Annotated in this window: 8 protein-coding genes and 1 pseudogene; 3 read left to right on the forward strand and 6 right to left on the reverse strand. The window is 39.3% G+C overall.

Annotation, left to right across the window (positions count from 1 at the left end):
* Positions 1-114, forward strand: a 114-nt coding sequence (locus PX481_RS19175) for a transposase (protein ID WP_071824397.1), incomplete at its 5' end; no start/stop codon positions are given.
* Between the two features lie 107 nt (positions 115-221).
* Here the strand turns inward: PX481_RS19175 and PX481_RS19180 are convergent.
* The 5 genes from PX481_RS19180 to PX481_RS19200 all read right to left on the reverse strand — a co-directional run bounded on the left by PX481_RS19180 (position 222) and on the right by PX481_RS19200 (position 3,144).
* The gene (locus PX481_RS19180; RefSeq protein WP_288095481.1) at positions 222-323 is read right to left on the reverse strand and encodes an anacyclamide/piricyclamide family prenylated cyclic peptide; all 102 of its coding nucleotides are present in this window, start codon (positions 321-323) and stop codon (positions 222-224) included.
* Between the two features lie 108 nt (positions 324-431).
* Complete coding sequence (locus tag PX481_RS19185; protein WP_288095483.1) at positions 432-1,109, reverse strand: Uma2 family endonuclease; 678 nt, start codon at positions 1,107-1,109, stop codon at positions 432-434.
* 14 nt (positions 1,110-1,123) lie between these two features.
* Positions 1,124-1,690, reverse strand: coding sequence for a Uma2 family endonuclease (locus PX481_RS19190; protein ID WP_002762733.1), 567 nt, complete (start codon positions 1,688-1,690; stop codon positions 1,124-1,126).
* Between the two features lie 34 nt (positions 1,691-1,724).
* Positions 1,725-2,171, reverse strand: coding sequence for a DUF29 domain-containing protein (locus PX481_RS19195; protein ID WP_043999427.1), 447 nt, complete (start codon positions 2,169-2,171; stop codon positions 1,725-1,727).
* A gap of 76 nt (positions 2,172-2,247) precedes the next feature.
* Positions 2,248-3,144, reverse strand: a complete 897-nt coding sequence (locus tag PX481_RS19200) for a DUF5838 family protein (RefSeq protein WP_002762729.1) — start codon at positions 3,142-3,144, stop codon at positions 2,248-2,250.
* A 24-nt stretch (positions 3,145-3,168) separates the two neighbouring features.
* On the opposite strand from PX481_RS19200, the gene PX481_RS19205 reads away from it, so the two are divergent.
* Both PX481_RS19205 and PX481_RS19210 read left to right on the forward strand, forming a co-directional pair.
* Positions 3,169-3,429, forward strand: a complete 261-nt coding sequence (locus PX481_RS19205) for a transposase (protein WP_080603660.1) — start codon at positions 3,169-3,171, stop codon at positions 3,427-3,429.
* Positions 3,430-3,591: 162 nt separating this feature from the next.
* The gene (locus tag PX481_RS19210) at positions 3,592-3,777 is read left to right on the forward strand and encodes a hypothetical protein (protein WP_002762727.1); all 186 of its coding nucleotides are present in this window, start codon (positions 3,592-3,594) and stop codon (positions 3,775-3,777) included.
* A 276-nt stretch (positions 3,778-4,053) separates the two neighbouring features.
* Here the strand turns inward: PX481_RS19210 and PX481_RS19215 are convergent.
* A pseudogene (locus PX481_RS19215) lies at positions 4,054-4,202 on the reverse strand (anacyclamide/piricyclamide family prenylated cyclic peptide).
* Positions 4,203-4,726 lie beyond the last annotated feature (524 nt).

A 4,726-nucleotide genomic window follows, 5' to 3' on the forward strand; every position in this document is an offset into this window, starting at 1 on the left:
ATGGTCGAGGGAATCAACAATAAACTTAAACTAATAAAACGGAGAGCCTATGGCTTGAGAAACTTTCGGAATTTTTGGGTTAGAAGTATGTTGTCTTGGCATCTTGTATGTTGATTTAGCATAAAGAGTAACGAAGAGCCGATACGATAAGCGTCTGCGAAGTCAAATCCATGTTTAATAAAGTTGCTTTGATTTTTGCGCTCATCCCATTCAAATTTCATCTATCTAATCATAGCAAAAGAGTTTTGACATGACTTGAGGGCGGTATTTTCCCGTTGGATAGGAGCAGCATTGCGGGGTGTTAGTGTTTTGGTTTTCATCATGGTAAGTCCGACCTAATTATTATTGAGTTCAATTATACTAACTCTTTGATGCCGAGTCAATAGTTTTTGGGTGAATTTGTGTGAAGTTTTTGTTAAATTTAGATTACTCTAACTAGATTCATTTTTGATCCTTGCTATTCCTAATTGCAAAACCTCTAAAACCTTGGCTAAATCACCGGCTAATAAAGCATCTTTATCTAACCATAGTCCAGGGAATATCTGAGAACAAATTATCCCTTCTGAGTTCGGTTCAAGTTTAATATATTCTTCATTGGTTAATCTAAACCAATCAAATTCTCCATCTTCGACTCGCCAGACTAGATATTCTTGCACTTGGTTACGGCGATAAACATTGAGTTTTTGATGTAAGTCAAGGGAGACGGTACTCGCAGCAATTTCGACGATTAACTCTGGCGCACCTTCGACATAACCATCCTCACTAATCGTTGATTGTCCACCATTTTTAATTCTTAATAGTGCATCGGGTTGAGGTTCATTGTCCGCATCAAGACGTACCGTACAATTATCGCCTAATTGCAGATTGGGAGTAAAGGCTTTATAGACACTTAGCCAACCTATAATATCAGCATGGGGTTCACCATGGTTCTTAATTCTGAGAGGAGAAGCCATAATATAAACAATTCCTTCAATCAGTTCTGCCTTTTTCAGATTTGGCATAGCATTATATCTACGCTCAAATTCACGACGAGTAAGCTTGTCTCCATTTTCTAGGCGTGGAATTGTTTGAGGAGACTTGGCTAAGGTAATGGGTTCGACGGTAATCATGGGGGTTAATTTGCCTAATTAAATACTTGAGAAACTTTTAAATTGAGTTGATTAAATATAGAGGATTTTACTAAGTCATCATTGCTAAAATTACCAATTTCTGTATAAGTATTTTCTCTTAATTCTAAGACTAAAATGGTTTGAGTTTGAGGATCAACTATCCAGTATTCGGGAATCCCACAATCTTGATATTGGCTTCTTTTAGCGATGTAATCTCTCTCTCTTTGGATTTCTCCGGGGCTAACGACTTCAATGACTAATAAGGGGGGTGCCATGGTAAGAAGAATCGTATTTCTCTGGGAGAGTAATTGAATATGTTCTTCTCGAATAATGGTTAAGTCAGGGTAACGGTTTTTCGGTTCGCCTCTCACTTCTAATTCTAAACCATGTCCTCTGACTCTCCGATGTCCAACAAGGGAGGCAAATTTGAGAAAAAGAAAGTTAGCGATTTCAAAGTTAAGTCCTGATTCTGGCGGCATTTCTACCAATTCTCCGTTAAATAATTCATAGTGTTCCTCTGAATTATCCTCATAATGTAGATATTCAGCGAAGGTTTGAAAGCGGGGTTTTGTGGTTAACATAATTTCTCATCTCTTTTTGTTGTTTAATTGATTTTTATGGCAACCAAGAGCGATCTAGTAATTGTTCTAGTGAGTAAGGACATTGAGAGGGAAAAATCACAGTATTCACTGTTTTGATTTTGACAAAACCTAACGCATCTTGGTAGATCGAGTTTAATTCTTCCTCTAAATAATTGTGGAGATTGGCTGTCATTTTTCGCCCTAATTGAGTACGGAAGTTATAAATTTCTTCCTGCCAATGAATTGTATTATATTCTGCTTCCTTTGTCCAGTATTGCAGTAATAATAAATGGCGGATAACCTGTTCTAAAAGACTGGCTACCGCATTTTTCTTTTCTTTGCCCAAATCCTCTAATTCCTCGATTAAATGTTCTAAGTCTAGTTGTGAAAATTGATGATTTCTGAGTAGGCTAACGGTTTCTCCTAGCCATTGAGAGTCATCAATCTCATAGAGTTGTTTTAAGTCGTGAATTCTTTGCATCATTGATGGTCTCCATTAGCTGTTTTATCGTTTTGACTGTCTTGACATCAGAGAAGTTTCGTGGTTAACATAAAATTTACTCCATTCCAAAATACTTATAATAGTAAAGCCTAACGTTTTCGATTCTCGTTTTTTCTAATTCTTGTTGGGCTGTGCCTACCCACATATTCGGTAAAATATCTTGATGTTGACAAAAGCTGTGAACTCTTTGGGCGGTATCATTAAGCTTAAAGTAATTGATTAAATTCTGACGATTTTTGAGAGAGTAGTAAAGCACTGGGTTATTATTTGCTTTTGATAAACCTGTAAAAAATAGATCTGATGCTTGGAGAGGTTTTAAGGCTGATTTAGGAAAATGTTGCCACACTTGATTGATGGTTTCTGGTTTGAAAAAATCATCTTCTCTAATCTCGGCATAAATTTCGATTGCACTCTTACCATTGAAATAAAAATCAAACCCAATTAGGTGAACAAACCCACTGAGATAATTACTATCAGCAACACCGTCACTTAAAACAAAAGCGGTTGCTAGTTTTTCGGGATAATCCCCAATTCTGATGTGCATTTTTAGACTAGAATCGGCAAGATTGGTTCTTAAGTCAATACCAGCAGTTAGGACTTCTAGCTTGCTAAAGTCAAAATTATCTCCTAAAAATCCCTGTAATAAAGAATAATCTAATTGAACACCCACACGGTTCTCCACTTGCTGAAAAAAAGCTAGAGATTGAGCTAGATATTTTTGCCACTCTTGAGCTTTATCTTTAAAAAAGAGCAAAAACCTTGAGGCAATCAGTTTATCCAATTCTATCTTACAAGAGGCTTCAATAGTACAATCGCCCTCAACCCCCATCACGAAATCTTCAAACAGCCGCAAAGGATAAATCGGCTCAACATCGAAAGCTTGTTGATGGTTACGAATAAATTGTAGCCTTTGCTCTTTGAGGGAGCTTTTTTGAATGTCAGCAACTATCATAAATTTCAAATTTCGCTTAAGAATATGCCAAGAAAACCTCGAAATTTACAAGCTGGTTATTCCTACCACGTCACCACACGCTGCAATAACCGAGAATTCAAATTATCCAAGCGGGAATGCCGGGAGGTATTTCTTTATGCCATCAAGAAGGCTTTAGACAAACACCAGTTTAGGCTTTATGCTCTCTGTATCATGTCTAATCATGTCCATTATCTCATTGAACCTGCCCAACCTGAAGATTTACCCAAAATCATGCACTTCCTCAACTGGTACACGGCGATGTGATCCCCCCGCCTTCGGCTTCCCCCCTTATCAAGGGGGGCTAGGGGGGATCGCACAGGACACTTTTGGGAAAAGCGGTATTTTGGCGATGGTTTCCCTCCTTCAGATAGAGAAAGGGCGTTAAATACCTTACGTTACATTCACGGCAACCCGAAAGCAGCAAAAATGCGTTCTGGCTTCTTCTATGATTTCAGTAACTACGGCAGTTATGAACGTTTAACCGATGACGGCTTAACTCAATGGCATCCTGCTTTTCTTAAACTTGGTGACAGCTTAGAAGAATGTGCCAGAAAGTACAAAGGCTTTTGCCAGAAATACAAACCCAAGGAGAAGAACACCGCTACCCGATAACCCTGGGGGAGTAAGCTATTGGCAGGGGTTCATCTCCCTGAATCTAAATCTTTTAGCACTCCTCAACCAAGGAAAAGGGAGACAGCAGAAGAGCAAAAACCTGTACTCCCCCGCTCCCTCTCTCCCCTGCTCAAGAAGCTTCTCCCCGGGTTCCAGGTATCCGAAAGCCAGGAATTAACTAGGGTTGTAGGTCAATTCCTTGAGGCAAACCGTGCGCCCTGGCAAGGAGAAAAAGTCTTTTGACATTTTTTGAGGTTCGTGCTAGAATCAGGGGGATTACTCTGCGTCGTCTCCCGCAAAAGGAATCCCATGTGGATTGTTACCCCAGAAATGGGGGCGATCGCATTGCCATCACGAGAGACGGTAGCGGTATTTTCCCGTTGGACAGGAGCAGCGTTGCGGGGTGTCAGTTTTTTAGTTTTCATGGGGTAAGTCCGACCTAATTTTTGTCGATTCCAACCGTACTACCTCTTTTCTGCCGAGTCAATAGTTTTTAAGTGAATTTGTGTTAAGTTTTTGTTGAAATCATTTTCTCCAGGAGAAAAACCTACTTTTAGTCCTAGAATAGTTGGGAGGTTAGTCATTAGTAATTTTCTCAGCTAATTGTAATAGTTTTGGCGAGGGCAAAGGTTTATTTTCTTGGGTATATATATCTACCAAATCTTCTAAAACTTGGCTCTTCGTTACTTGTTATGGTTCGATAGGCGGGCATAAATCGACTAAATCCTTATCTGGCAAGAGACTTAATTGATTAGTTCGCTCTAGATAAAAAACAATTGACAAAAATCGCTAAATGCCTTTCTATATTAGGCTTCCATCCCTTATAACCCTCGTCCATTGCATAACACAAACCGAAGAGCCTAAAACTTCTTGGGCATTATCAATGGCTTCTTGATGGGTGCTGCCGTGAGTGCGAGCGTATTTTCCCCATTCGGGTAAACTGGCAATA

Source organism: Microcystis sp. M53603_WE2, assembly GCF_030065435.1.